The following is a 26,205-nucleotide window of genomic DNA, read 5'->3' on the forward strand; positions in this document are numbered from 1 at the left end:
TGACGGACCCCGGGCGCGGCGTCGAGGAGGCCCGGCGGTGAAGCGTCTGCGCCTGCTGACGACCGGCCGCGCGGATTGGAACATTCTGGCGCCGTTGGCCCGCGCCCTTGCGGCCGAACGGGGCTTCGACTTCGGCGTCATCGCGACCGGCGGCCATCTCGATCCCGATCAGGGCTTGACGATGGCGGCGGTCGAAGCCGCCGGCGTGCCCGTCGCCGCCCGCGTGGCTTGGGGCCACGGGACGCCCGCGGCCCGCGCCGCCCGCGTCATGGAAGGCACGGCGCGCGCGCTCAGCGACGATCCGGCGGATCTGCTGATCCTGCTGGGCGACCGGTTCGAGACGCTGGCGGCGGCGCAAAGTGCGATCCTGGGGGGCGTGCCTCTGGCTCACCTTTCCGGGGGAGACGTCACCGAAGGCGCCATGGACGACGGCTTTCGTCACGCCCTGACCAAGCTGTCGCACCTGCATTTCGTCTTCCACGAGCCGGCCGCCAGACGCCTGCGGCAGATGGGCGAGGCGCCCGAAAGGGTCCACGTCGTCGGCAATCCGGCGCTCGACGGACTGGCGAAATCGGCGCGAATGCCCGAGGCGGAACTTGAGCGTCGCCTCGGCGCCCCCTTGGGCGACCGGAACCTGCTCGTCACCTTCCACCCCGTCACGCTTCAGCCTGACCGCGGCGCGGGGGAGCTGGAGGGACTTCTCACGGCGCTCGGCCGTCTCGGCGAGGGCTGGACGATCTGGTTCACCGCGCCGAACGCCGACCCCGGCGGCGAGGTCGTCCGACGCCGCATCCGGCAGTGGGCGACGGGTCGGGAAAATGCCCGCGTCTGCACCGCGCTCGGCGAGGCCTACCCGGCGCTGGCCGCGCGATGCCGGGCGGTCATCGGCAACTCGTCATCGGGCCTGGCCGAGGTCCCGACGCTGGGCGTGCCGACGGTGGACGTCGGCCTGCGCCAGTCGGGCCGCCTCGCGGGACCCAGCGTCGTGTGGTCAAGGGCCGAGCCGGACGCGATCCTTGCGGCGTTGGCCGCCGCCGAAAAGCTGGGTTCCGACGCGATGGTCAATCCGTACGGCGACGGCCGATCGGTGCCGCGCATCGTCGCTCTCCTCAGGGACGCGCCCTCCCGCGACGCCCTGTTGCGCAAACCGTTCGTGGATGCGGAGCCCGGCCATGGCTGATCGCGTCTTCATCGTCGCCGAAGCCGGCGTGAACCACGACGGGTCGGTCGACGACGCCCTGACCCTGGTCGACGTCGCGGCGGAGGCGGGCGCCGACGCCGTCAAATTCCAGACCTTCCGCGCCGACGCGCTGGTCACCCGCCGGGCGGCGAAGGCCGACTATCAGGCGGCCAACACGGGTGAGGCCGGTGGGCAGGCCGACATGCTTCGCCGGCTCGAACTTTCGGAGGCGGCGCATCGCCAGATCGCCGAGCGCTGCCGGACGAGGGGGGTCGACTTCATGTCGACGGCCTTCGACATGGAGGGTCTGGCCCTGCTGGACGGGATGGGCGTGCCCGCGATCAAGATCCCCTCCGGAGACCTGACCTGGGGGCCGATGCTGCTGGCGGCCGCGCGGACCGGTCGCCCTCTCTTCGTCTCCACCGGCATGGCCGATCTGGCGGAGGTGCGGCAAGCGCTCGGCGTCATCGCCTTCGGTCTGACGCGAGACGGCGACCCGTCGGGACTGGCCGACTGCGAGGCCGCCTTCGCCTCCGCGCACGGTCGCGCGGCCCTCGCGAAACGCGTCACCGTCCTGCAGTGCACGACGCAGTACCCCGCGCCTCCCTCGGCGGTGAACCTGCGGGCCATGGTCTCTATGGGCGAGGCGTTCGGCGTGCCGATCGGCTATTCGGATCACACCTTGGGGATCGCGGTGTCCACGGCGGCCGTCGCGCTGGGCGCGAGGGTGATCGAAAAGCACTTCACCCTCAGTCGAAGTCGGCCGGGGCCGGATCATGCCGCATCCCTGGAGCCGGGCGAGCTGGCCGCGCTGGTCCGCGCCATCCGCGACGTCGAGGCGGCGCTGGGCGACGGGGTGAAATCACCCTCTCCCGTCGAACTGCCGAATCGGCCGATCGCGCGACGATCTCTCGTGGCGTCGCGCGCGGTGTCGGCGGGCGAGGTCTGGACGGCCGACGCAGTGACCGCCAAGCGGCCCGCCGATGGGTTGTCGCCCATGTGCTGGTGGGACGTCGCCGATCGCGCGGCGACCCGACCCTATGTGCCGGACGAGGCGTTGGACCCGGAGGAACTGCGGTGAAGCACTGGGAACGCACCCTCATCGCGCCCGACGCGACGCTTCGCGACGCCCTGCGGAACATCGACGCGACGGGAGTCGGCATGGCGCTGGTGGTCGACGCGGAGCGTCGGCTGCTGGGCACGCTTTCCGACGGCGACATCCGCCGCGCCCTGATTCGGGGAGAGGATCTGGACGGCCCCTGCGGCGCCTTCGCCAATCCGAATCCCGCCAGCGCCCCCGCAGACATGGACGCCGCGTCGCGCCTCGGCCTGCTGCGGTCGCGCAAGTTGCGGCAGCTGCCCCTGATCGACGCCGCCGGCCACATCGCCGGCCTGTCGACGCTGGCCGATTTTCTGGAGATGCCGGACCGGCCCAACGCCGTGGTCATCATGGCGGGAGGCAAGGGAACGCGGCTGGGCGACCTGACCCGGGACACGCCCAAGCCGATGCTGAAGGTCGGGCCGAGACCCATGCTCGACACCGTGGTCGACGCCTTCGCGGCGCAGGGCTTCCGGCGCATCTTCCTGTCCATCAACTATCGCGGCGAGCAGATCGAGGGCCATTTCGGCGACGGCTCGGCGCGCGGGCTCGACGTCCGCTACCTGCGCGAAAGCCAGCCTCTCGGAACGTGCGGATCCCTGTCGCTTCTCCCGGAGGACGAGCCGGGCCCGATCCTCGTGACCAACGGCGACGTCCTGGCCAAGCTCGACTACGGCCAGGTGCTGGACGGGCATCAGGCCTCGGGGGCCGCGGCCACGGTGGTGGTCCGGGACTATGAGATGCAGGTGCCGTTCGGCGTGGTGCGCGCCGATGAAGGGCGAGTTTTGGCGATCGAGGAGAAGCCCAGCTTCGTCCATCGCATCAACGCGGGCGTCTACGCCCTGTCACGACCCGCGCTGGAGCTCGTGCCCCGGGGCAGCGCCTTCGACATGCCCCAGCTGCTGCAGGCCCTGATCGATTCGGGACGGGGGGTGCGGTCACACCGCGCAGAGGGGTACTGGGTGGACGTGGGTCGAATGGCCGACTTCGCGCGCGCCAACGACGACTACGGCGCCGTCTTCGAAGGCGGCTGATCCCATCGGCGGCAACGACGAAAAGCCGACGAGCGGATCGCTCGTCGGCTTCGATGTCGTCGTACGCGGCCTCAGCCGCGAGGAACCGACTTAGGCGCTTTCGCCGTCGTCGTCCGTGGCGACCACGATCGCGGTGGCCAGAACGGCGCCGCCGATCAGGAGCACGGCCAGCGGGATGCCGGCGAACTCGTTGGAGCCGTCGGCCGAGGCGCCGACGCGGTCGCCCACGCGAGCGACGGCGGTGTTGGAGCCGGCGGCGGCGGCTTGGCCAGCGACCAGCAGCAGACCGACCGAAACGGCGGCGATCGTCTTACGCATCTGAATCCCCTTCAAAACTTTGAGTTGGCGCGGTTGGTCCGCGCGTTTCCGAGAATGCTTCTACTCGCCACCGGTTGCGGAAGGCAAGCGTTTTTCCACTGATTTCGCTCAACCAAGGGTGCCCTTGTGGCCTTACGGCACCGCTTGAGGGGGGCACGGAGCGACCGCAGTCACTGCGTCAAACTCCCGCCCAGCGGGGCGGTTCCCCGGATTTCCGCCACGACCTGGTCAAGCTGCGCTGCGCGGACGGCGGCGGACGGGTGGCCCCACTGGGCCCAACGCACGCGCCAGTTCGCCTCCCCGAACCGACGCCAGAACCCCGGCGCCACGTCGTAGGCGAAGCCGGCGCGCGCCATGAGCTGCAGCCCCGTGCGGTCGGCGTCCCGCTCGGCGCGCTCCAGCCGGCCCGGCGCCACGGCGAGATTGCCGAAGACCCGCCGCGCGGGCGCCTCGCGATCAAGGATTTCGCGGTGCTCCAGCACATTGTGCGCCAGTTCGTGGCCGAGAATCACGGCCAGTTCGTCGTCGCTCGTCGCGAAACGAACCAGAGCGCTGGAGACGTGAACCGACGAGCCGTTCGCCCGCGCGTTCAGCTCGTCCGACACGTCGAGATGCACGTCGTAGTCGCATGCCGCCTGGGGAATCATCCGTACCTCGCGCTCGACCCCCTGCCGCCGGACGGCGAGCACCACGGGCCCGTCGTCGGCCAGGGCGGCGTCGATCGTCTTCAAGTTCGCCTCCACGCCCTCGTACCGCGCGCGCCCGGCGGTCTGGCCCGGCGCCAGGCGGACGCCGTCGACGCCGACGATCACATCCCCCCGGGAAAGGCCCGCCCGGGCGGCGGGCCCGCTCGGAGCCATCGCGGAAACCGCCGGCAGGTCCCCCTCCAGCCCCTCGGCGACAAGCACGTCGCGCAGGGCGCCGTCATACTGGTTGGCGGCGTGCACACTCCACCCGGCGGTCCAGCCCTTGTCGGGACAGGCGTCCACGTTGGCCACGATCAGACGGTGGAAGACGCCGATCACGCGGCGATCCATGTCGGCGATGCCCTCAAGCCGCTCGGCAGGCCCTTCGGCCAGGGCTTGCGGCTGCGAGCTGCCGCCGTCCGCGGCGCACGCCGCCACGGTCAGCGGCAGGGCGATCGCCAGCGCCGCCTCGCGCATCATGGCGTCACAGCAGAGTGAAGATGGACAGGGCGGGCAGGGTGGCGATCGCCTCCCGCAGCGTCGCGTTGAGGCGCGAAGTGTCGACCACCACCACGTCGTCGCCGAGGAGGACGGGATCGCTGGCGGCGCCGTTGCGGATCGCGGCGAGGTCGAACACGGCGACCATGCGCTGTCCTCCGACCGTGCGGAACACGGCTACGCTCTGAATGTCCGCAGCCGGGGCGGGGCCTTCCGCCATGGCCACGGCCTGCAACAGGGTGGTCCGGCCGCGCATCTCGTAGACGCCGGGACGCTTCACGGCGCCGTCGACGGTGACCTTCTGGCTGGCGGCTTCCTTGACGGTCACCGTGACCTGCGGATTGCGCAGATAGCGTTCGCCCAGGCGGCGCGCGATGTCGCCGGACAGTTGGTTGGGCGTAAGGCCGGCGGCCTGCACGGACCCGATCATGGGCATCTGGATGTTGCCGGAGGCGTCGACCACGATCTCCGGAAAGCTCAGGTCCGGCACCTGAAACACCGTCACGCTCAGCTTGTCGGTCGCGCCGATGCGATATTCGCCCGTCGCCTCGGGGCCGTCGGCCGCCGCCATGGCGAAGGGGTCGACCACGGTGGCCGCCGTTGTCTGGGACGGGTCACGACGGGGCGTGGTGCTGCAGGCCGTGACGGCCAGCGCGGCGAGGACGAGAAGCAGCAGACGCATCATCATATCCTTAAGGCCGCCCCGCTGCGGATTCGGGCAGGCTGCCTGCCGAATTCGACGCCCGTGGGGCCGTCCGGACGGGTAACAGCCCCGTGCGGCGGGGTCCAGTCGCCATCAGACGCCGTAGTAGCCGCGATACCAGTCCACGAACCGACCGACCCCCTCGTCGATCGACACGCCGGGTCGGTAGCCCAGCGCCGCTTCGGTCTGCGCCAGCCCGGCCTCGGTGCGCACCATCTCTCCGGGCTGGACGGGCAGGGAGTTCAGGATCGCCTTGCGACCCAGCCTGGCTTCCAGCACCTCGATGTATCGCATCAGCGGCTCGCGGCGTCCGGCGCCGAGGTTCAGCAGCCGCCACGGCGCCACGCCGCTGCTGGCGGGCGAAGGCTGCTCCGACCGCCACGAGGGGTCGCGTTCCGGAACGTCGTCCAGGGCCGCGATCACGCCGTCGACGATGTCGTCGATGAAGGTGAAGTCCCGTTCCATCCGGCCTTCGCCGTACACGTCGATGGGCTCGCCATTCAGGATCGACCGGGTGAACTTGAACAGCGCCATGTCGGGCCGGCCCCACGGGCCGTAGACGGTGAAGAACCGCAGTCCCGTGCACGGGATGCCGAAGACGTAGGCGTAGGCGTGGGCCATAGACTCATTGGCCAGCTTGGTCGCCGAATAGAGATTCAGCGGGTGTGAGGTCGCCTGCTCCACGTCGAACGGCAGGGCGGTGTTGGCTCCGAACACGGAGCTGGTCGAGGCGAACACCAGATGTTCGGCCTGCACCGCGCGGCAGCCCTCCAGCACGGTCAGGAAGCCCACCACGTTGGAGTCGACGTAGCTCTCAGGCGCCTCGACGCTGTAGCGGATGCCGGCCTGGGCCCCGAGGTGGACGACGCGGCGGGGCCGGTAGCGGTCGAACAAGGCGGCCATGCCGGACCGGTCCGCCAGATCCAGCTCGTTGTCTTCGTATCCGGCGTGCGCCAGCAATCGCGCCCGGCGCGCCCGCTTCAGTTCCGGATCGTAATAGGCGTTCAGGTCGTCCACGCCGACGACCCGCTCGCCGCGCTCCAGCAGCCGCAGCGCCACGTGCGAGCCGATGAACCCTGCGGATCCGGTGACGAGGACGGGCGCGGTGTGGGTCATGCAAGGGTCCTATGCCCCCCGCGTCGTGCGCGCCAGTCCTTCAGCGCCGTTCCCGGCGCGCCGGGTCGGCCCTACGCTCCAGTAGGGCGCAGCACAGCGCGAACAGCACCGTCAGCGTCACCGTGCGGAGCGGATAGTCCACGGCGGAGTGCACCAGCACGGCGACGATGGCGACCGCGGCGGCCGGGGCCGCGCGACCGTGCGACCGCGGATCGCGCCACAGCTCAAGCACCCGGCGCCCGAACCAGATCAGAAAGGCGATCAGGATCGCCGTCGCCAGCCAGCCCGCCTCGAGCCACGTCTCGAGGTAGTCGTTGTGCGCGCTGTTGAAGTAGGTCGCGTCCAGGTCCTCCAGCGGCTCCACCGTCCGGAACACGCGGTCGAACGATCCCATTCCGGCGCCGGCGGGCAGGTGCGTCTGCGCCGCCTCGACGATCAGGGGCCAGTTCTCCAGCCGTCGCTCCGCCTCTTCGGACTGGAAGCGGTCGAGCACGGCCGCTCCGCCGAACCAGCCCAGCGCCGCCACGCCGACGAAGCCCGCGGCGAGGACCGCCAGAACTTTCGGCCCGGGGAAGGCGCGGCCGCTGGCCATGTGCGCCACCAGGGCCGACAGCGCCAGGATCGGCAGCAACAGGACGACCCCCGCCCGCGACTGGATGGCCAGCGTCAGAGCCGCCAGCAGGGCGGCGACGCCAGCCCAGAGCCACAGGGCGGCGCGGCCGTCGTCGCCCCGACGCAGTCGTCGTCCGATCATCAGGCCGCAGAAGGGCAGGGCGGTCAGCACCATCGTCGCCAAATGGTTTCGGTTGGCGAAGAAGCCGGTCATCTCGCCGGCCTCGGAGGTCGGCCAAGGGTGAAGCGCCGCCGCCCCGACGGCGACCTGGGCGATTCCCAGCGTCAGGCCGGCGACCGTCAGCCCGATCCACAGCCGGGCGGCGTCTCGTCCCGGATCCCTCGGCAGGGCCAGCACGGCGAGAAAGACGGACATCGGCGGCAATAGAGCCAGGGCGCTTCGCAACGTCAGGTCCGGGGTGAGGCTGTAACGCGACCAGCCGGGCTGCAGGCCCGCGACCTCCAGCGCCAGAACCGCCTGTTCGCGTCCGGGCAGGGACTGCCAAATGCCGGGGGGCAGGGGGATCAGCTGGATCAGCGGCACGGCCGCCGCCGCCGCCGCAAGAGCCAGGGCGAAGCGATGCCGTCGCCAGCTGCCGTCGGTCCACAGCCGGATCAGGGCGACTCCCAAGAGGGGCAGGCTGGCCAGTTCCAGCAGGCTCAGCCGCAGCGCGTTGCCTCTCGAGGCGCCGCCCAGCAGCACGGCCAGCACGATCAGGACCGCGACGCCGGCGCCGAGTTTGCCGCCGGGGATCCGATCCCACACGGATGCGCCGGACCTTCGGGCCCTCATCGTGCGCCTCCGGCGAAGACGGCGACGCGGTCGAAGGAAGCGGCGATGAACGTCCTCCGCGGGCCGGAGGTGGTTTCGAGCTTCAGCCACTGGGCCGTGCAGCCGCTGCCGGGAACGTCGTAGGCGACGCTCACGTCCCGCCAGTCGGCGGAGACGGGCACGATCTGCTGCGCCAGCGGCGCGCCGGATTCGACGCAGGCGAGTGTCCAGCGCAGGCGGGAGTCTTCGACGCCTGACTCGACACGCGAGCGGAAGGTGAGCCGGCCTGCGCCCGCCGGAAGGAGCAACAGCTGCGACGCCACCGTCTGCCCCCGGAAGCCGTCGGTCTCGACGTAGAGGATGCCGCCTCGGTCCTCGTCCTGCGACAGGGTCGCGACCACCCCCGGGTTCTGCTCCAGCTGCCAGCCGAACGGCGCCGGTGCGGGCAGGCCGTCGAAACCGCCGTCGTGCAGTCCCGGCGCGGGCCGGCCGCTGCGCCGGCGCAGCTCGATCAGGCCCGGAAGTCGCCCGGCGTCCAGCCAGTCGCGGTAGATCAGCTGCAGCTCCGGGTCGCGCAGCCGGCCCGGTCCGTCGTTCAGTCCCAGAACGATCGCCGCCTGGACCTGCGGCCCGCGCGGGTCGCTCCGCAGCACGCCCAGATACTCGTTTCGCCAGGGCGGATGGGCCGCGATCCGCTGCAGCAACGCCGGAACCGCGCGCGGGTCTTCGGCGGCGGCCGTGGTGAACAGGCGGAAGATGCCCGGCCAAAGCTCGGGCCGACGTCGAGCCAGCGCGTCGGCGTGTCCGAAGGCGCCGACGTAGTCGCCCTGCCGCAGACGGCGCGTCATCAACCAGGCATGCGAAGGATCGTCCCGCAGGCTCCAGTTCCCGGCCAGGGTCAGGATCGGATCGGCGGCGGCCTCGTCTTCCTTCGCGATCGCCAGCCCCAAGACCCGCAGGGCGCGCACGTCGAACGGCGAGGACCTGAGCGCCAGTTCGGCCAGATCGCGCGCCTGATCGTTGCGGCCGGCGACGAACTCGGCCTCGGCCGCGCGGCTCAGCACCGCCGGCGAGCCCGGCGCGACGCGGATCGCCGCCTCGACCGGGGCCCGCTGCACCAGCAGCGCCACGACGATCTGCCACGCCAGCCAGATCAGCAGGGCCACGAGGACGTAGGGCGCCCAGCCCTTCGCGCCCGAGGCGGCTTTCGCGGCCCGTTCGGACGGCATCAGGAGCCCTTGTTCCGCCTCTTGTCGGATCGATCCGCGCCGTAGTTGTAGTCGTACGCGTAGTCGTATCCGCCGTACTGGGTCGCCTTGGTGTTGAACTTGGTCAGCACCCCGCCCAGCAGTCGACCGCTGCCCATGGTCAGGCGGCGCAGGGCGCCCCTCGCCTGGGCGCGACGCGTGCCGCGCGATTCCAGCACGAACACGGTGCCGCCCACGGCCGTGGCCAGCAGCGGCGCGTCGGCGAAGCCCAGCACGGGCGGGCCGTCGATCACGACGTGATCCACCTCGTCGCGCATGTCGGCCAGGATGGCGCGCAGCCGGTCGCCGCCCCACAGCTCGGCGGGGTTGGGGGGCAAGGGCCCGGACGGCACGATGCCGAGGTTCGGTTCCGACGTCGCCTGCACCACCTGCGCCAGCGTCGCGGCGCCCGCCAGCAGGTTGCTCATGCCCGCGGCGTTTTCCACGCCCACGATGCGGTGCATGGACGGGTTGCGAAGGTCGCCGTCGATCAGGACGACGCGCTTGCCGATGCGGGCGAGGTTCAACGCCGTGGCGTAAGCCGTCGTGGACTTCCCTTCCGCGGGCCGCGAGCTGGTCACGAGAATGCTGGAGGGCACGCCGTCCGCCGACGAGAACTGCAGCGCGGTGCGCAGCGAGTAATAGGCTTCCGAGAAGGGAGATCGGACGTCGCCCAGGGCCTCGCGCGGCGTCTGGTCGCGCGGCAGCAGCGGAATGACGCCGAGGATGGGCAGGTGCAGCTTGCTTTCCGCATCCTCCGGCGTCGCCAGCGTCTCGTCCAGGGCTTCGAGGATCAGCGCGGCCAAGGCGCCGAGACCCGCGCCGATCAGCGCCGCCAGGATCAGGTTCGTGATCAGGTCGGGCTTCGACGGCGCGTCCGGAACCTGCGCCCGATCGACGATGGAGATGTTGTTGGCCGCGACCGTCCCCGTCACGCCCACTTCCTTGTAGCGCTCCAGCAGGGCGTCATAGAGCGAGCGGCTGGTGTCCACCTCGCGCGACAGGATGTTGTACTGGACGCTGCGGTCGCGCAGGTCCAGGACCTCGTCCTTCAGGCCCTCGACCTGGGCGGCCAGCGCGCGCTCGTTGTTGGCCGCGACGACGTACTGGCCCTGGATGGAGTTCAGGACCCCGCGGGCCAGCTGCGTGATCTGCCGGTCCAGTTCCTCGATCTGGCTGCGCAGCTGACGCTGGGCCGGCCAGTCGGCCTGGTAGACGCTGGCGTTCTGCTGATACTGGGCGTCCAGCCGGGCGCGCTCTTCCTGAAGCCGCTGGATCGCGGGGCTCTGCAGCACTTCCGGCAGGCTCAGCAGGGGCGCGGAGCGCGCCTGACGCCACCTTTGCTCGGCGGCGATGCGGGCCGCGCGGGCCTCCGCCAGCGAGGCGTTCAGCGCCGAAAGATTGGTGCCCGACAGCGACTGGGTCTGGCCCTCGCCATCCGCGGATTCCGTCAGATTGATGATCCCCTGGTTCGACGCATAGTCGACCAGCGCCCGCTCCGCCTCCTCGAGCTTGGACTTGGTCTGGGTGATTTGTTCCTCAAGGAACTCGCGGGCGTACGACGCGGACTCGAAGCGGCGGTCCAGGTTGGCCTGGATGAAGTTCTCGGCATAGGCGTTGGCCAGGCGGGCCGACAGCGCACGATCGGGGCTGTCGAACGAGATCACCACCAGGCGCGACCCCCGCGTGGGGGACACCGAGAAATTGCCCCGAACCAGCCCGATGACGATCTCCCGCCGAATCGCCGCGAATTCCGCCGCCGAGCGGTCGCCCCGCTCGGGCGGGGTGGCGCCCATGGCTTCGATGAAGGCGTCCGACGAGGCCAGCCCCAGGCTGTCGATGACCCGCTCGGCCAGCGAACGGCTCTCCAGCAGGCCGTACTGCGTCTGGAAGAACTCCTCGCCGAACATCATCGACTCGCGCGGCTGCTCGTCGCTGGAGTCCAGCACGCGGACGCTCTCGCGATCGATCTGCAGGGTGGCCGACGCCGTGTAGATCGGCGTCATGACCATGGTCAGCGCCAGCGCGATCAGGATCGTCGCCACGAAGGCGCCGATGATCACCAGCCGGTGCTTGACCGCGATGCGCCAGTACTGGGCGAAGTCGAACTCAAGCTCCGGCGCGGCGTCCGGGCGTCCGGTCATCGTCGGCGAGCGCGGATCTCCGCGGCGAGCGCCGATATTGTCATCCCACATAGACGTGTCCGCTCAATTCCCACCGATCGCCGCGTGGCGTGTCGATGCCCTTACCCCATACTTCCGTGACGCGCGAGCGGCGAACGTCAGGCGCGGCGCAGAGGCCGCACCTTCCCCTTTTGCGGGGTCCGCAGCTGGGTCAGGATCTCGAAGATCATCGTCTTCACGCGCGCGTCGTCTCCCTCGCGGGCGGCCGTCTCGAGCCGGCGCATCTCCGCATCCGACAGGGTGACGGCTCCGTTGGCGTCGATGACCTCCATGACTCCCGGATCGCAGTGGCGGGCGGTCTCGGTCACGTCCACCAGCGCCTCCGTCATCTTCTCACCGGGGCGCAGGCCGGTGACGCGGATCTCGACGTCGACGCCGGGCGTCTTGCCGTGAAGTTCGATCAGGCGGCGGGCCAGTTCGATGATCTTCACCGGCTCGCCCATGTCCAGCACCAGCACGCCCTCCACGTCGTCGAAGGCCGACTTGGCCGTGGCGTGCAGGACCAGCTGCACCGCCTCCGGAATGGTCATGAAATAGCGTTCGATGTCGGGGTGCGTCAGCGTCACCGGGCCGCCGCGGCCGATCTGGTTCAGGAAGGTCGGCACGACCGATCCCGCCGAGCCCAGGACGTTGCCGAACCGGACGACGTTGATGCGCGGGCCGCCGGCGCGCCGGCGCTGACAGACGGCGCGCTCCGCCAGACGCTTGGTCGCGCCCATGACGTTCGGCGGATCGACGGCCTTGTCGGTCGAGATGAAGACGAAGTTCGACGCGCCGGCCGCCACGGCGGCGTCGGCTACGTTGGCGCTGCCCATCACATTGGTCAGAACGGCGTCGCTGGGATGCGCCTCCATCAGCGGCACGTGCTTCAGGGCCGCGGCGTGAAAGACGATCTCAGGGGCCTCAGCCGTCATGAAAGCGCGCAGCCGCGCGCCGTCGCGGACGTCGCAAAGTCGCGCGGAGCGCGACAGCGTCGGAAAGGCGTCGGCGATTTCCTGCTCGATCCGGAACAGCGCGAACTCGGAGTTGTCGACGAGCGTGACGTGGGCGCACGACAGGCCGGCGACCTGCCGACAGATTTCCGAGCCGATGCTGCCGCCCGCCCCGGTGACCAGCACCCGCTTGCCGGTGATCAGCCGGCGCATGCGCTCCCGGTCCAGATGGACCGGCGGCCGCGCCAGCAGCTCGTTGAAGTCCAGTTCCCGCAGCGACAGCGCGCCGATGGCGGTGTCGAGCTCGGTCATCCGGTTCAGGCGCACCAACCGCACCTTGCGGGCGCGGAGTCTGGCCAGCAGTTCGGCGTCCAGATCGGCCGGCGCCGGCGCACCGTCCAGGAACAGAACCGCGCGCTCGCCCTCGCCTTGGGCGAAGTCGTCCAGAATGCGCGGGGCGTCCTCGACGCTGCCGAGCGCGCGCACGCCGCGGACCTCGTGCCGGACGTCGCCCGCATGCGCGGCGATCAGGCCGGCGGCGTAGTATTTCGGCGCGCTCTCGCGGTTCAGATCGCGCAGGAAGGAGTCCGCCGACTCCAGGCTGCCGATCAGCATCAGCGCCTGCCGCGGCGGGGCGGGGCGGCCCAGCAGCGGGTGGAAGATGTCGGCGAGCGTGTTCTCATATGCCGCCCGTCGCAGCATCAGCAGGCCGCCGGCGATCCCCACGTCCAGAAGCCAGGTCAGCAGCAAGGCCGAGCGGGGCAGGGCCTCGCCGCGGTCCATGGTGAAGACCACCAGCAGCAGCGCCAGCGCGACGACGGTCGAAGCCTGCGCCAGCGTCAGGACGTCCTTCAGCGACGTGAAGCGCCACGATTTCCGCCAGCTGCGCATGGCGATGTCGAAGGCCAGCCCCAGGGCGAGGAAGACCAGCATGTACGGACCGATGGCCTCGACCGTCTGCAGGGCGCGCAGTGGGCCCACGTCGCCGTACTTGGCGATGCTGTACGCGAAGGTCAGGGCGAGCAGGCGAACGGCCGCGCGGACGATCAGCTTGGCGACGGCGACGTGCACTGTGGCGTTCCCCCAGGGCGGCGGCCCGGCAACGCGCGGCTTATGCGCGTCGCACGTGTCGACTTCAAGAATGTTCGCCTTTTCAGCGCTGCGCGAGCGCCGCGACCTCGTCGATCGCCCGGACCGTCCTGTCGATCTCTTCGTCGGTCAGCGTGGGATGGGTCAGGAAGCAGACCGCCGTCTCGCCGAGCTCGCGCGCCGCGGGCAGCCGTTGCGGCGGCCGCCAGCCCGTGCCGTCGAAGGCGCGCTCCAGATACACTTCCGAAGCCGAGCCATGCAGGCAGGGCACGCCCCGTGCCGTGATCTCATCGACGATCCGGTCCCGCGTCCAGCCATCGGCCAGCCGTTCCGGCCGAACGAAGGCGTAGAAGCGGTACCAGGCGTGATCCACGTGGGCCGGGACGGGCGGCACGCGCAGCAGGTCATGCCGTCCGCAGGCTTCAGCCAGCTTCAGCGCGATCTTCGTCCGCCGCGCCGTCCAGCCGGCCATGCGTTCCAGCTGGATCAGGCCGATGGCGGCCTGCATCTCGATCATGCGCCAGTTGGTGCCGAAGCTGTCGTGGACCAGCCGCGGTCCGGGCGGATGGGCGCGCTCGTAGACGCCTTCCCAGCTCTTGCCGTGGTCCTTGTATGACCACATGAAGCTCCAAAGGTCAGGGTCGTTGGTGGTGACCATTCCGCCTTCGCCGCCGGTGGTCATGATCTTGTCCTGACAGAAGGACCAGGCCCCCACGTGGCCGATCGATCCCACTGAGCGGCCGCGGTACCGCGCGCCGTGCGCCTGGGCGCAGTCCTCGATGACCTTCAGCCCGCGCTCCTCCGCCAACGCCATGATCGGATCCATGTCGCAGGGCATGCCGCCCAGATGCACGCAGATGATCGCGCGCGTCCTGGGCGTCAGAACGGCGCGGATGGTGTCGGCCGTGATGTTCTGGCTGTCGCGGTCGACGTCCGCGAACACAGGCACGGCGCCCGCCGTGACGATGCACGACGCCGAGGCCAGAAAGGTGCGCGGCGTGGTCACGACCTCGTCGCCCGGCCCGATTCCCAGCGCCTTCAGCGCCACGTCCAGCGCCAGGGTGCCGTTGGCCAGCGCCACGGCGTGACGCGTCCCGGCCCACTCCGCGAACTTTCGCTCGAACTCGCGTCCGCGGTCGCCGGTCCAGTAGTTCACGCGGTTCGAAGCCAGGGTCGCGGCGACGGCGTCCACCTCCTCCTGCGAGAAGGACGGCCAGGGGGAGAAGGGGCTGTTCAGCATGAAGGGGTCACCTCGGAGCGTTCAGGTGGTCGGCTGCGGATCGCGCAGGAAGTCGACGAGGCTCTTCAGCCCTTCATCGACGCCGACGGGGTCATAGCCAAGCTCCCGTCGGGCGCGGCCGATGTCCAGTGCGGGAAATCCCGGATCCTCGGCGACCACGTCCTGTCGCACGATCAGTGAGGGGGCCGCCCCCGTGCAGCGCGCCAGCACGTCGGCGATCTCCGCCATAGACGACCTCACCCCGCTGCCCACGTTGTAGCTGCCGGACGCGCCGGGCCCCAGCGCGGCGATCAGCGCGGACGCCACGTCGTCGACATGGACGAAGTCCGCGGCGAAACGGCCGCCGTTCGCCAGCGTGACCGCCTGACCGCCCAGCAGCGAACGGGTCATCCCCACCAACGCGCCCTTTTGCTGGCCGGGCCCATAGACCGAGCTCAGCCTGAGGCACACGACCTCCGTCGTCCCTGCCGTCGCCCGGTGCGCGGCGAACAGCTCCTGCGCCATCTTGGACGTCAGATAATAGGTGCCGCGATGCACCGGGTACTGGGGCGCCCCCTCGTCCGGGTGCGCCTGACCGGCGGCATAGGCGTTGGCGGAACTGGTGTGGACGAACCGGCCGACCCCCGCTGCCTCCGCGGCGTCCAGCAGCCTCAGCGTGGCCATGGCGTTCCGGTCGAAGCAGACCTGCGCCTCGGTCGGATCGGCCATGTTCGCCGGAATGTGCGCCGCCAGGTGCACGACCGAGGTGCATCCGGCCAGGGCGTCGGCGGAAACTGAGGTCCCGGCGAGGTCGAACTCCGCCTGTTCCAGCCGCGCGTCGTCGAGCTCAAGCGGCTTGCGCGTCATCAGACGCACCCGATGGCCCCGCGCCAGCGCAAGCCGCGCGAAGGCCTTCCCCACCAGACCGGTGCCGCCGGTCAGGGCGATGGTGGACGACGGCGCGGTCATGCCGGGCGCACCAGTTCACCGTCCTGGACCACGGTTTCGCTCCAGTGGCGCAGGATCGTCAGCGGCCCCAGCTTCGGCTGGGTCACCGGCGTGCCGTCCAGGATGCGGCGGACGCACATCTCCACCTCGTTGAAGCCGGCCAGCGCCCTCAGCGGCGTCGTTCCCGAGAACCGCCCGTTGATCTCGAACACGCGCGGCCGGCCGGCGGCGTCCAGCCGGAACTGGAAATTCGCCGGGCCGTAGGGTTTCAGCTGCTCGCCGAACGCCAGCACAGCTTCGTGCAGGCCGGGGTCCAGATCGACGAAGGCGCGATAGGTGTTGCCGTCCCGCAGGTCCCGCCGCATCACGATGGCGGCGTCGGCCTTGCCGTCGAAGACGATCACGCCGGCGGTGTACTCCGTGGCGTCGGTGCCGACGCACTCCTGCACCACCAGACCTTCCCGGCCGGCCAGCGCGGCGGCCAGTTCCGACCGGTCGTTGACCCGGGATACGCCGATCGACCGCGCGCCCATGCGCGGCTTGACGATCAGCGGGAAGCCCACGGCCTCGATCACCGCTTCCAGTTCGTCGGCGTTCTCGGGCAGGGCCGACGCCGGCGGGGCGCCCCCGGCGTCCCGGAAGAACTCGAAGGTCCGGTATTTGTCGTCGGCGATGCCGACCACGCGCGGGTCGCTGACCAGAATGTGCGTGCCGTGCCGCGCCTCAAGTTCGGCCCGATGCGTCGCCAGAACCATGAGCTCGACGTCGGTGCCGACCATCACGACGTCGGGCCGTTCGAGGTCCATCACCTCGGACAGGCGGTCCAGATAGTCGGGGTCCGCGGCCGGCAGGATCAGGTGGCCCCGATCGCCCCAGTACAGTCCCGCGGACAGCGGCGAGGGGTCGGCCGTGACGATCCGGACGTCCAGCGTCGACGCCTGCAAGGCGCGGATGATGCCCTGACCGAGAAGCGCGCCTGCGCCGGTGACGAGAACCGTGATCATGTCGAGAAGAATCCGCAGAGTCGGTCTTTGGTGGAATCTGAAAGCGTCGTGGCCCGGATCGACGCGGCGTGCGCGGCCCAGTCGACCTCGACGCGGCGCGGCATGACGGTCAGGCCGCCCGGTCCGACCTCCAGCATGGCCCACTGGGCGCAAGGGTCCTGCCGGTCGCGGGGCTGGCCCAGCGAACCCACGACCACGACGTCCACGCCCGCGGCCGTCAGGGTGCGAAAGCGGTGCGTATGCCCGAACACGCCGTGGCGGCGACCCCGCGCGGCCAGCGCCTCCGCCGCCGCCTGCAGGGCCGCTTCGGTCGAGAGATAGGTCCAGTCCCCGTAGCCGTAGGGATTGGCGTGCGCCGCGTACAGGTCGCCCCACGTCCAGTCCGGCAGCCAGGTCCAGGGCGCGGCCGCCCAGCTTCCGCCCACGCGGTCGCGCGTCCAGTCCACGGACTCGCGGATCCAATCGGGGAGGGCGTCGGCGTAGTCGGAGCCGCCTTCGGCGAGGTCGAAATAGATCTGGTCGTGGTTGCCCAGGATCACCGCGGCGCCGTCCCGGGCTGTCGCGCCGGCGGTCAGCTCCATCACGCGCTCCGGCTCGACCCCGTAGGTCAGCAGGTCGCCGAGGATCAGCATGTGATCGAAGCCTTCCGTGCGCGCCGCCGTCAGGGCGGCGTCGAAGGCCCGGGCGTGCCCGTGAACGTCGCTCAGGACCGCGAGGCGCATGGCCCGCTCTCCCTCACTTCGCCGACCCCTTGAACCGTTCCATGATGACCTGCGTGTCGGGGGAGACGCCTTCGCTGCGCAGCACCTTCCTGACGGTCAGCAGCAGGATCCGGAAGTCCATCGCGAAGGATCGCCGGTCGACGTACTCGAGGTCCAGCCGGAACTTCTCGTCCCAGCTGATGGCGTTGCGGCCGTTGACCTGCGCCCAGCCGGTCACGCCGGGCCTGACCTCATGACGTCGGGCCTCCTGCGGCGAGTACAGCGGCAGATACTCCATCAGAAGCGGGCGCGGGCCCACCAGGCTCATGTCGCCGCGGATGACGTTCCACAGCTCCGGAAGCTCGTCGAGGCTGGTCGACCGCAGCCACAGGCCGAACGGCGTCAGCCGCTCCTCGTCCGGCAGCAGCGCCCCGTCCGCGCCCACCGCATCACGCATGGTGCGGAACTTGATCATGAGGAAGGGTCTGCCGCCCAGGCCCGGCCGCTCCTGCCGGAACAGCGCGGGCGCTCCCAGCCGGGCGCGCACCATCACCCACAGGACGGCCATCACCGGCGACAGGGCCACCAGCGCGCAGGTCGCCACGATCACGTCGAAGGCCCGCTTGATCGCGTCGGTGCGCCGCTTCATGCCGCCGCCCTCGCCACGACGCGCGCGATCGCCTGCGCGCGGCGATCGATGCCCTCGGCGAAGGAAAAGCGCGCGTCGTAGGCGCGACGCCCCGCGGCGCCCATCGCCGCCAGTTCGGCCGCGGGCCGTCGGCTCAGGTCCACCATGGCGCGCGCCAGCGCCGGCACGTCTCCGGGAGCAACGGCGATTCCCGCTCCGGTCCCGGCTGTGATGCGCGCCGCCTCGCCGCCCACGGCCGTCAGCACCGGCCGGCCCATGGCCAGATAGAACTGCAACTTGGAGGGCAGGGTGATCTCGAACAGCGGGTCGTCCTTCAGATGCACCACCAGCACGTCGGCGGCCGCCAGAACGTCGCCGATCTCGCGTTGGGGAACGGCGTCGCGCACCTGAACGACGCCGTCGCTCCGCGCGGCCAGCGCCTCCAGCCGCGCCTTTTCCGTGCCGTCGCCGATGAGGGTCAGCCGGATCCGCGGCTCCTGCCGCGCCGCCTCACGCGCGGCCTCGATCAGCGCGTCCAGCGCCTGGACCACGCCCAGGTTGCCGGCGAAGACCAGGTTGAAACGCCCCTCGAACCCCAGGTCGTCGGTCCGCCGCCGCCCTGCGGCGCGCGCCGCGTCCTCGTCGGCCCAGTTGAACACCGTGCCCGTCTTGTGCGCGGCGGCGCCCCGTTCGATCAGTCGCGCCGTCATGCCGTCCGACTGTCCCAGCACGCCCGCGGCGCTGCGGTAGACGAAACGGCACAGGGGGCCCAGCACGCGCGCGATGGCGCCCGTTCCCGCCATGTCCGCCGTGGCGACGGAGTCCGGCCACAGGTCCTGCACCTCGACGATGAAGGGGCGGCGCGTGAACCAGCCGCTGATCGCCGCGGCTAGCGCCGGCGTCAGGGGCGGGTGATAGACGTAGATCACGTCGAAGCGTCGCGCCTGGAACAGCAGGAAGACCAGCGCCGACAGGAAGAACGACAGATAGTTCAGCGCCCGCCCCACGCTGGATCGGTCATGGCTGGGATGCAGCCACACCCGGTGCACCACCACGCCCTCCACCACCTCGCGCCGATGCCACGCCAGACGATAACCCTCCGCCAGCTTGCCCGTGGGATAGTTGGGAAAGCCCGTCAGGACCTCGACCTCATGGCCCCGCGCCTGCAGTCCGTGCGCGACCTGCAGTCCGACCGTGTTGGGCTCCGGCGGGAACCACTGGCTCAGGTAGAGGACGCGGGACATCAGTACTCGCGCCAGACCACCCGGCGCACATAGTCCGCATAGCTGTGGATGATGCGCACCACCTTGTCCGACACGTTCGGCATCGAATAGTCGGCCACCCGGCGGAAGGTCCGGTCGTCGCCGCGCGGCTGGTCGGCGATCAGCGCCAGGCCCTGCATGACGCGGTCCGGGTTCAGGCCGACCATCATGACCGAGGCCTCTTCCATGCCCTCGGGGCGCTCGTGCGCCTCACGGATGTTCAGGGCCGGGAAGTTCAGGATCGAGCTCTCCTCGGTGATGGTGCCGCTGTCCGACAGAACGGCGCGGGCCGATTTCTGCAGACGGACGTAGTCGTGGAAGCCCAGCGGCTTCAGCAGCCGGACCTGGCCGTGGAACTTCGCGCCGGCGGCGTCGATGCGCTTCTGCGTGCGCGGGTGGGTCGAGACGATCACCGGCCGGTCGTAGGTCTCGGCGACGCGGTTAAGGATCTCGACCAGGCGCGGGAAGGCCCGGCCGTCCTCGATGTTCTCCTCGCGGTGGGCGCTGACCACGAAGTAGTCGTGCTCCCTGAGGTCCAGCCGCTCCAGCACGTCCGATCCGTCGATCCGGTCGGCGTAGTGGGTCAGCACCTCGAACATCGGACTGCCAGTCTTGATGACCCGATCGGGCGGCAGGTTCTCGGCCAGCAGGTATTCGCGGGCGATGTCGCTGTAGGTCAGGTTCACGTCGGCGACGTGGTCGACGATGCGGCGGTTGGTCTCCTCCGGCACGCGCTGGTCGAAGCAGCGGTTGCCCGCCTCCATGTGGAAGATCGGAATGCGGCGGCGCTTGGCGGGGATGACCGACAGGCAGGAGTTGGTGTCGCCCAGCACCAGAAGCGCGTCGGGCTTTTCGGCCTCCAGCACGCCGTCCATGGCGCCGATGATGTTGCCGATCGTCTGGGCCGCCCCGCCGGTCGCCGCGTTCAGGAAATGGTCCGGCTTGCGCAGGCCCAGATCGTCGAAGAAGACCTGGTTCAGTTCGTAGTCGTAGTTCTGGCCGGTGTGGACCAGCACGTGGTCGGTCGTCGCGTCCAGCCGCGCCAGCACGCGCGACAGGCGGATGATCTCCGGCCGGGTGCCGACCACGGTCATGACCTTGAGCTTCTTCATCGTCAGACCTTCATCGCGACGGTGTCGGGGCGGGCGCGGTCGAAGATTTCGTTGGCCCACAGCATGACGACCATCTCCTGATCGCCGACGTTGGTGATGTCGTGGGTCCATCCCGGGATCGTCTCCACGATCCGGCCCTGGCCGCCCTCGGTTTCCAGGTGGAAGGTCTCGCCGGTCAGGATGTGGCGGAAGCCGAACCGCGCGCGGCCCGTCAGCACGAGGAACTTCTCGGTCTTGGTGTGGTGATAGTGCTGGCCGCGCGTGATGCCTGGCCCGGCGGTGAAATAGCTGAACTGACCGCAGTCGGGGGTCTTCAGCATTTCGACGAAGACGCCGCGCGGATCGCCGTGACGCGGCACGTCGTAGGCGAAGTCTTCGGGCTTGAGATAGCTGAGATAGGTCGCGTGCAGGGCGCGGGTCAGGCCCGTCCCGACCCGGTCCGTGACCATCGTCGTCCGGCTTTCAGGGAAACGGCGGATCAGATCCGCCACGGCCCCGACGGTGGTCTCGTATTCCGGCCCCGCGTGGGCGAAGCCGGGGCGGTCGCCATGCGCGCCCCCCGGATCGTCGAGCACCCGCAGGAAGGCGTCGCAGACGTCGTCGACGTAGACCAGCTTCAGCGGCGCGGCCGGATCGTTGACCGAGATGGGCAGGCCGTGCGCCACGTTGTGGCAGAAGGTGGCGACGGCCGAGTTGTAGTTGGGCCTCGCCCATTTGCCGAACACGTTGGTCAGGCGGAACACGTGCACGGGCGCGCCGGTCGCGGCGGCGTGCGCCAGCGCCGCGTCCTCGGCCGCGCGCTTGGATCGTCCGTAGGGGTTGTCCCGCTCGGCCTGGGTGGACGAACTGATCACCAGCGGCGCGGCGTTGCCGGCCGCCGCCAGCGCCGCGCAGACGCGCGCCGTCAGGTCCGCGTTGCCGGTGACGAACTCCTCCTCGTTCTGCGGCCGGTTCACGCCCGCCAGGTGGAAGACGAAGTCGGCCCGGGCCACGGCCGCCAGCATGGCCTCGTCGTCGCCGCGGCCGAACCCGACCGCGTCCACGCCGCGCTCCGCCAGCCGCACCATCAGCGTCTTGCCGACGAAGCCGTTCGCGCCGGTGACCACCACGGCCATGGTCAGTCCTCCAGCACGGCGGGTTCGCCCGCCACGATGCGCCGCATGAAGTTCAGCTTCATCAGCAGGGTCTTCATGCCCTCGACGTCCAGCCGCTCGGTGTTGTGGCTGTTGTACTCCTCGCCGCCCGCGGCGCCCGGATCGCCCTCGTCGACGAACTTGTCGTAGTTCAGGTCGCGGGCGTCCGGCGGGACCCGGAAATAGTCGCCCATGTCCTCGGCCTGCGCCCGCTCCTCACGGCCCAGCAACGACTCGAACAGCTTCTCGCCGTGGCGCGTGCCGATGGTCTTCACCGGATGATCGGGACGGCCCATCAGGTCCAGGATCGCCTTGATCAGGACCTCGATGGTCGCCGCCGGCGACTTCTGCACGAACATGTCGCCGTTGGCCCCGTTGGCGAAGGCGAACAGCACCAGTTCCACGGCGTCGTCCAGCGTCATCATGAACCGCGTCATCTGCGGATCGGTGACCGTGATCGGCTTGCCCGCCAGCACCTGGCCGACGAACAGGGGGATCACCGAGCCCCGGCTGGCCATGACGTTGCCGTACCGCGTGCCGCAGGCGACGGTGCCCGTGCCCTCGAACGTGCGCGAGGTGGCCACCATCACCTTCTCCATCATCGCCTTGGAGATGCCCATGGCGTTGATCGGATAGACGGCCTTGTCCGTGGACAGACAGATCACGCGCGACACCTCGGCCGCGCGGGCGCAGTTCAGCACGTTCTCGGTGCCGACGACGTTCGTCTGCACCGCCTGCATCGGATAGAATTCGCAGCTCGGCACCTGCTTCAGCGCCGCGGCGTGGAACACGTAGTCGACGCCGTGCATGGCGGCCTGGACGCTGGTGCGGTCGCGCACGTCGCCCAAATGGAACTTCAGTTTCGGATGCGCATACGCCTTGCGCATGTCGTCCTGCTTCTTCTCGTCGCGCGAGAAGATGCGGATTTCCGCCATGTCCGACTGCAGGAAGCGGCGCAGCACGGCGTTGCCGAACGAGCCGGTGCCCCCGGTGATCAGTAGCGTCTTGTCGTCGAACATGGCCCCTCCAGCCGTGCCTGCTCCCCTCATCCGCGCGCAGCGGCGAACAGGGGCTCCTTTTCGGCGGGTTTCGGATAGTTGATCAGCACGGCCTTGTACTGGCCTTTGAAGACGAAAAGACTGCCCGCCGCGGCGCCCACGACGCCGCAGGCCGCGAACAGCTCGGACAGATGCTCCAGCCGGCCCGCGCCGCCCAGCATGGTCATGGGAATCCTGACCCGCTCGCGCAGTTTCCGTGCCAGATCCAGATCGTAGCCGGTCATCTTCCCGTCCAGGTCGACGGCGTTCATGACGATCTCGCCGGCGCCCAGTTCGGCGACCCGCGCCGCGAACTCCAGCGCGTCCAGCTTCGCCGAGCGCTTCGCGTTATGGGTGACGACGTCCCAGCCCCGTCCGAGCATCTTCTTTTTCGCGTCGATGACGACCACGACCGACTGGCGCCCGACTTCGTCGGCGATCTCGGCCACCAGTTCGGGACGGTCGACGGCCGCGGCGCTGATCGAGACCTTCTCGACCCCCAGACCGATGATCCGCTTGGCCTGCTCCGCCGTGCGCACGCCGCCGCCGTAGCAAAGCGGCATGCGGCACTCCAGCGCCATGTGCTCGATGGCCCGGTAATCCGGCTCGACCCCGTTCACCGTGGCGTCCATGTCGACGACGCACAGCTCGTCCGCTTCCTTCTCGTTGAAGATCTTCACGGCGTTGATGGGGTCGCCGACGTACTTCGGGTCCCTGAACCCGACCGTCTTCACCAGCCCGCCCTCATGCACCAGCAGGAAGGGGATGATCCGCGGGCGGAGCATGTCAGGCCTCCGCGAAGTTCTTGAGGAGCGCGTAGCCGAAGTGATGGCTCTTCTCCGGGTGGAACTGCACGCCGTGGATGTGATCCCGCCGCACCGCGCAGGCGAACTCCAGCCCATAGGACGCGTAGGCGACCGCGTCGTCCGTCTCGGCCGGCTCGAAGTAGAACGAGTGCAGGAAATAGAACCGCGCGTCGTCTTCCATGCCCGCGAACAGCCGTTCCCCGGCGGCCGGCTTCACGTCGTTCCAGCCCATGTGCGGCATCGGCAGCTCGGCGTTGCCCGCGCCATGCGAGAAGTGTCTGACGCGTCCGGGAATCCAGCCCAGCCCCTTGCGCTCGCCCTCATCGGACCCGTCGGCCAGCATCTGCATGCCCACGCAAACGCCGATCACGGGCGTCTTCTTCCCGACGACCAGGTCCTCCAGCACGTCGCGCATGCCCGAGGCGTCCAGCAGGTCCATCGCCGCGTCGAAGGCGCCGACGCCGGGCAGGATGATGCGCTCCGCCGACGCCAGCTCGTCGGCCGTCCGCGCACGCCTGACGGGCACGTCAAGCCGCTTGTAGACGTTGGCGAACGCGCCGACGTTCCCCAGCCCGTAGTCGACGATGGTGATCACCGGAACAGCCGCTTTTCCATGCCCAGCACCTTCATCACCCACGCGCCCAGCCTGATCAGGGCCAGCTTGTTGGGATAGTCGTGGAAGGTCTTGTTGGGGCCCTCGAAGATGCGGCGCAGCTCCTCGACCGTCATGTCCAGCTTGTTGGCGACGTACTCGAACTCCTGCGCCTGGAAATGGTCGTCCATCTCCGGCCGCGAGATGCGGTCCAGCGCGGCCTCGCGCGTCATCTGACCGGTCATGATCAGGCTGGAGAAGTGCGCCCGGCGCTTCTCGTAGCCGAACTTCCGCGGCATCCAGTAGTCTTCGTAGAAACGGGTGAAGCGCGACTCGTGATGCTTGTGCTGGAACGGCTGCCAGCCGAACCGCCGGGCCAGTTCGGCTTCCGCGTCCTTCTTCACGTACGGCACCAGGTTCAGGGGCTTGACGATCTTCATGCCCAGGAAACGCTGGTACCAGATCTTGTAGACCAGGATGTCGATCAGCGGGAACGTCTTCAGCTCACGCGTGCCGAACCGCTTGTGAATGGCCCCGATCAGCGTCTTGTCGATGCCCGGATAGGCGCCCCATTCCTCGGGCTCGCGGCAGCACTCGGTGGAATAGTTGGCGCCGGTCAGCACGTATTTGATGCCGTGCTTGCGCGCGAAGCGATAAAGCCCGGAAAAGAAGGCGGCGTCCTGGGGGATGTCCTGATCCGGAACCTGCGCCTTCAGGAAGGCCGCCTGCAGGTCCTTCATCTCCTGCCAGTTGACCACGTCGGTGTAGAGTTCCAGCCCCAGACCGTCGACCAGCTTCTCGATGTTGCCGACCGCCTGGTCGGTGTTCCAGCCGGCGTCGACGTGGAACAGCAGCGGACGCAGGCCCATCCGCTCCTTGGCGACATAGGTGGCGTAGGAGCTGTCCAGTCCGCCGCTCAGGCCGATGATGCAGTCGAAGTCCTTGCCTTCGCCGGCCTTGCGGATTTCCGCGGCCATGGCGTCCAGCTCGCGGGCGCCGCGTTCGTCGGTGTGCCAGCTGGGGGCGATGCGCTCATCGAAATTATGGCAATAGTCGCAGACCCCCGCTTCGTCGAAGACGATCCGCGGGTCCGTCGTGTCCATGATGCAGCGCGTGCAGATCTGGTAAGGGCGACTGGCGCCGTCCGTCGAGGTCATCTGGTCAGTTGCCCTTGGTTCGCGCCCTGATAGCGGCGCCGCGGGTTTCCGCCAAGCGCCGTCACATCCGCGCCAGCCCCTCCGCCGAAAGCAGCGACGCCGCGGCCACCTGCGGCGTGATCCTCTTCGACAGCTCCCTGCTGGCCCGACCCATGGCCGCGCGCTCCTCGTCCGACGTCGCGGCCATTCTGGCGAGGGCCTGCGTCAGATCGGCGACGTCGCCGCCCCGGACGAGAATTCCGTTGTGCCCGTCGATGAGGAAAGTCGAGGTCGCCCCGGCCTGCACGCTCGCGATCAGCGGCAGCCCGGCCACCGCCATCTCGTGCAGGCTGACTCCCCACTGCTCCCACCGACTGACCAGCATGCCGACCCCGCCGGCTTCCAGCTCGCGCGCCACGCCGTCCGGCTGAAGGTAATCGACGATCCTGACCTCGGGAGTTGCGCGCGCCTCCAGCGACCCGCGCAGCGCCCCGTCGCCGATCAGCACCAGCGGCCAGGCCGCCCGGGTCTCCTGCGGCAGGCGACCGTGCGCCTCGACCAGGGCGTCGAGGCCCTTCACCGGGTCGAACCGTCCGACGTAGACGAAGCGCCGGTTGGACGCGTCGCCCGCCCTGAACCGCGCGTCGTCGGCGCTCAGCAGATTGCCGACGATCCGGTCGTGCGGATAACCGAAGCGCCGGGCGTAGTGGTACTGCGCCGGCCCGGCCGTCCACATCACGTCGATCAGGGCCCGGTAGGCCAGCCGGAACCAGATCGTGCCCACCCGCTGGCGCCAGGTTCCCCGCCACTGATCGTCCAGTCCCGCCACTGTGACGAAGGCCTGCCCTGCGCGACGCCGGGCCCGGATGGCGCGCAGGTAGCCCTTGTCCATCCACCCCGAGACGTAGACCGTCGTCGGACGCACGTCCTCGATCAGGCGCGCCAGACCTTCGTCGTCCAGCTCGTCGCGCCGGCGGAAGGTCACGCCGTCCACGCCCTCGGGGCGATAGTGGTTGCCGATCGCGCCCGCGTTCGACCAGTGGACCACGTCGATCCGCTCGCATCGTCCGCTCGCCTGCAGGGCGCGCAGCGTCGACAGCACGAAGCCGTTCAGCCGGCTGTAGAGAAACAGGACGCGCCGCTTGTCCATCAAGCGCC

The 26,205-nt window shown here is 69.8% G+C and carries 24 protein-coding genes; 3 read left to right on the plus strand and 21 right to left on the minus strand.

The genetic code is table 11. The features are described 5' to 3' along the window. Nucleotides 1-37 precede the first annotated feature (37 nt). The 3 genes from neuC to VGR32_RS00540 are packed head-to-tail and all read left to right on the plus strand — an operon-like array spanning nt 38 to nt 3,313. Entirely contained in the window at nt 38-1,180 is a 1,143-nt protein-coding gene (gene neuC, locus VGR32_RS00530; protein WP_327446970.1) for a UDP-N-acetylglucosamine 2-epimerase, read from the plus strand. After that, entirely contained in the window at nt 1,173-2,261 is a 1,089-nt protein-coding gene (neuB, locus tag VGR32_RS00535; RefSeq protein WP_327446972.1) for an N-acetylneuraminate synthase, read from the plus strand. The genes neuC and neuB overlap by 8 nt, the downstream gene beginning before the upstream one ends. Further along, nucleotides 2,258-3,313, plus strand: a complete 1,056-nt coding sequence (locus tag VGR32_RS00540; protein ID WP_327446974.1) for a nucleotidyltransferase family protein — start codon at nt 2,258-2,260, stop codon at nt 3,311-3,313. Before neuB ends, VGR32_RS00540 begins: the two co-directional genes overlap by 4 nt. Nucleotides 3,314-3,403: 90 nt before the next feature. On the opposite strand, the gene VGR32_RS00545 is transcribed toward VGR32_RS00540, so the two are convergent. The 21 genes from VGR32_RS00545 to VGR32_RS00645 all read right to left on the minus strand — a co-directional run bounded on the left by VGR32_RS00545 (nt 3,404) and on the right by VGR32_RS00645 (nt 26,197). Further along, nucleotides 3,404-3,631 (minus strand): hypothetical protein, encoded by a 228-nt coding sequence (locus tag VGR32_RS00545; RefSeq protein WP_327446976.1) that lies wholly within the window; start codon nt 3,629-3,631, stop codon nt 3,404-3,406. A gap of 170 nt (nt 3,632-3,801) precedes the next feature. Further along, on the minus strand, nt 3,802-4,797 hold the full coding sequence (locus VGR32_RS00550; protein WP_327446978.1) for a M48 family metalloprotease: 996 nt from the start codon (nt 4,795-4,797) through the stop codon (nt 3,802-3,804). Nucleotides 4,798-4,801: 4 nt separating this feature from the next. Then, complete coding sequence (locus VGR32_RS00555) at nt 4,802-5,497, minus strand: polysaccharide biosynthesis/export family protein (RefSeq protein WP_327446980.1); 696 nt, start codon at nt 5,495-5,497, stop codon at nt 4,802-4,804. 114 nt (nt 5,498-5,611) lie between these two features. Next, nucleotides 5,612-6,634, minus strand: coding sequence for an NAD-dependent epimerase/dehydratase family protein (locus tag VGR32_RS00560; RefSeq protein ID WP_327446982.1), 1,023 nt, complete (start codon nt 6,632-6,634; stop codon nt 5,612-5,614). A gap of 40 nt (nt 6,635-6,674) precedes the next feature. Beyond that, a complete protein-coding gene (locus VGR32_RS00565) occupies nt 6,675-8,012 on the minus strand; it encodes an O-antigen ligase family protein (protein ID WP_327446984.1) in 1,338 nt (445 codons plus the stop codon). A 23-nt stretch (nt 8,013-8,035) separates the two neighbouring features. Further along, nucleotides 8,036-9,247, minus strand: coding sequence for a hypothetical protein (locus VGR32_RS00570; protein ID WP_327446986.1), 1,212 nt, complete (start codon nt 9,245-9,247; stop codon nt 8,036-8,038). Further along, on the minus strand, nt 9,247-11,409 hold the full coding sequence (locus VGR32_RS00575) for a polysaccharide biosynthesis tyrosine autokinase (protein WP_327446988.1): 2,163 nt from the start codon (nt 11,407-11,409) through the stop codon (nt 9,247-9,249). The genes VGR32_RS00570 and VGR32_RS00575 overlap by 1 nt, the downstream gene beginning before the upstream one ends. A gap of 137 nt (nt 11,410-11,546) precedes the next feature. Then, nucleotides 11,547-13,451: a polysaccharide biosynthesis protein gene (locus VGR32_RS00580; protein WP_327446990.1), complete on the minus strand. Its 1,905-nt coding sequence runs from the start codon at nt 13,449-13,451 to the stop codon at nt 11,547-11,549. A gap of 82 nt (nt 13,452-13,533) precedes the next feature. Continuing rightward, nucleotides 13,534-14,709 (minus strand): DegT/DnrJ/EryC1/StrS aminotransferase family protein, encoded by a 1,176-nt coding sequence (locus VGR32_RS00585; protein WP_327446991.1) that lies wholly within the window; start codon nt 14,707-14,709, stop codon nt 13,534-13,536. A 21-nt stretch (nt 14,710-14,730) separates the two neighbouring features. Beyond that, complete coding sequence (locus VGR32_RS00590) at nt 14,731-15,657, minus strand: NAD(P)-dependent oxidoreductase (RefSeq protein WP_327446993.1); 927 nt, start codon at nt 15,655-15,657, stop codon at nt 14,731-14,733. Beyond that, the gene (locus VGR32_RS00595) at nt 15,654-16,640 is read right to left on the minus strand and encodes an ATP-grasp domain-containing protein (RefSeq protein ID WP_327446995.1); all 987 of its coding nucleotides are present in this window, start codon (nt 16,638-16,640) and stop codon (nt 15,654-15,656) included. Before VGR32_RS00595 ends, VGR32_RS00590 begins: the two co-directional genes overlap by 4 nt. Further along, nucleotides 16,637-17,362: a metallophosphoesterase gene (locus VGR32_RS00600; RefSeq protein ID WP_327446997.1), complete on the minus strand. Its 726-nt coding sequence runs from the start codon at nt 17,360-17,362 to the stop codon at nt 16,637-16,639. Before VGR32_RS00600 ends, VGR32_RS00595 begins: the two co-directional genes overlap by 4 nt. A 13-nt stretch (nt 17,363-17,375) precedes the next feature. Next, on the minus strand, nt 17,376-17,990 hold the full coding sequence (locus tag VGR32_RS00605; protein WP_327446999.1) for a sugar transferase: 615 nt from the start codon (nt 17,988-17,990) through the stop codon (nt 17,376-17,378). Continuing rightward, nucleotides 17,987-19,213: a glycosyltransferase family 4 protein gene (locus VGR32_RS00610; RefSeq protein WP_327447001.1), complete on the minus strand. Its 1,227-nt coding sequence runs from the start codon at nt 19,211-19,213 to the stop codon at nt 17,987-17,989. The genes VGR32_RS00605 and VGR32_RS00610 overlap by 4 nt, the downstream gene beginning before the upstream one ends. Then, nucleotides 19,213-20,343, minus strand: a complete 1,131-nt coding sequence (gene wecB / locus VGR32_RS00615; RefSeq protein ID WP_327447003.1) for a non-hydrolyzing UDP-N-acetylglucosamine 2-epimerase — start codon at nt 20,341-20,343, stop codon at nt 19,213-19,215. The genes VGR32_RS00610 and wecB overlap by 1 nt, the downstream gene beginning before the upstream one ends. 2 nt (nt 20,344-20,345) lie before the next feature. Then, the gene (gene wbjC, locus VGR32_RS00620; RefSeq protein ID WP_327447005.1) at nt 20,346-21,458 is read right to left on the minus strand and encodes a UDP-2-acetamido-2,6-beta-L-arabino-hexul-4-ose reductase; all 1,113 of its coding nucleotides are present in this window, start codon (nt 21,456-21,458) and stop codon (nt 20,346-20,348) included. A 2-nt stretch (nt 21,459-21,460) separates the two neighbouring features. Continuing rightward, entirely contained in the window at nt 21,461-22,495 is a 1,035-nt protein-coding gene (locus tag VGR32_RS00625; protein ID WP_327447007.1) for a polysaccharide biosynthesis protein, read from the minus strand. 26 nt (nt 22,496-22,521) lie between these two features. Beyond that, nucleotides 22,522-23,298 (minus strand): AglZ/HisF2 family acetamidino modification protein, encoded by a 777-nt coding sequence (locus VGR32_RS00630; RefSeq protein ID WP_327447009.1) that lies wholly within the window; start codon nt 23,296-23,298, stop codon nt 22,522-22,524. A gap of 1 nt (nt 23,299) precedes the next feature. Continuing rightward, nucleotides 23,300-23,914 carry an imidazole glycerol phosphate synthase subunit HisH gene (gene hisH / locus VGR32_RS00635; RefSeq protein ID WP_327447011.1) on the minus strand — a complete coding sequence of 205 codons (615 nt, stop codon included), beginning with the start codon at nt 23,912-23,914 and terminating at the stop codon, nt 23,300-23,302. Beyond that, on the minus strand, nt 23,911-25,068 hold the full coding sequence (locus VGR32_RS00640; RefSeq protein ID WP_327447013.1) for an N-acetyl sugar amidotransferase: 1,158 nt from the start codon (nt 25,066-25,068) through the stop codon (nt 23,911-23,913). The genes hisH and VGR32_RS00640 overlap by 4 nt, the downstream gene beginning before the upstream one ends. A 61-nt stretch (nt 25,069-25,129) precedes the next feature. After that, nucleotides 25,130-26,197 (minus strand): glycosyltransferase family 4 protein, encoded by a 1,068-nt coding sequence (locus VGR32_RS00645; protein ID WP_327447015.1) that lies wholly within the window; start codon nt 26,195-26,197, stop codon nt 25,130-25,132. Nucleotides 26,198-26,205: the final 8 nt, after the last annotated feature.

Source organism: Brevundimonas sp. (genome assembly GCF_035935935.1).
In the GTDB taxonomy this organism is placed as follows: Bacteria; Pseudomonadota; Alphaproteobacteria; order Caulobacterales; family Caulobacteraceae; genus Brevundimonas.